We start from the raw sequence: 289 nt of genomic DNA, 5'->3' as shown, positions 1-289 counted from the left end.
CACAGTTTAAAACACTCAAGTACTGTCCCGCTTTCCCGGGACGTTTCGGTTCGCTCCAGGACGCCCGCGTTTTCTGCGACGTCTTCTTCGCCTACTACAACAACGAACACAGGCATTCGGGTATCGCTCTGCACACCCCGGCCAGCGTTCATGACGGCACCGCCCACGAGATCCAGGCCCGTCGTGCCCAGGTCCTCGACGCCGCCTACGCCGCTCACCCCGAGCGGTTCCACCGCCGACCGGCCCCGCCCGCCCTGCCGACCAGGGCGTGGATCAACCAGCCCCCAGC

General features: G+C 65.7%; 1 protein-coding gene. It reads left to right on the top strand.

Features of this window, described 5'->3' with window-relative positions; translation table 11 throughout:
* Nucleotides 1-289 (top strand): integrase core domain-containing protein (locus tag G6R24_RS21515; protein WP_163550902.1); only part of this gene is annotated, 289 nt, incomplete at both ends.

The organism is Candidatus Frankia nodulisporulans, assembly GCF_902806475.1.
Taxonomy (GTDB): domain Bacteria; phylum Actinomycetota; class Actinomycetes; order Frankiales; family Frankiaceae; genus Frankia; species Frankia umida.
Note: the sequence above shows the minus strand (reverse complement) of the source record. Positions and strands in the feature narration are given on the sequence as shown.